The organism is Arthrobacter sp. Soil_C_60 (genome assembly GCF_057656375.1).
In genome coordinates this window covers 1-264 of record NZ_JBDGKM010000041.1, presented here as the reverse complement: position 1 = coordinate 264, position 264 = coordinate 1, and the positions used below count along the sequence as shown (strand labels likewise).

The window sequence follows — 264 nt, the reverse complement described above, 5'->3', positions numbered from 1 at the left end:
GGCATGCTGTTCGAGTCCCAGGCCAAGTTCGAGCGCATGCAGGCCTTCCTCGACAGAAAGAAGAAGTAGATGAGCAACTCCGTACTGCCCGCAGGGCTCCCCCAGAAGGTCGGCGTCCTTGGCGGCGGCAGAATGGGCGCGGGCATCGCCCACGCGTTCCTGGTCACCGGCGCCGAGGTCGTGGTCATCGAGCGCGACGAAGCCGCCGCTCAGGCGGCCCGGGAACGAGTCGAATCCTCCGCGGCGAAATCCGTCGAGCGCGGC

General features: G+C 67.4%; 1 protein-coding gene. It reads left to right on the top strand.

The window, feature by feature from the left end:
- Positions 1-69: 69 nt before the first annotated feature.
- Positions 70-264 (top strand): 3-hydroxyacyl-CoA dehydrogenase NAD-binding domain-containing protein (locus AC3A4M_RS22865; RefSeq protein WP_498738922.1); only part of this gene is annotated, 195 nt, incomplete at its 3' end.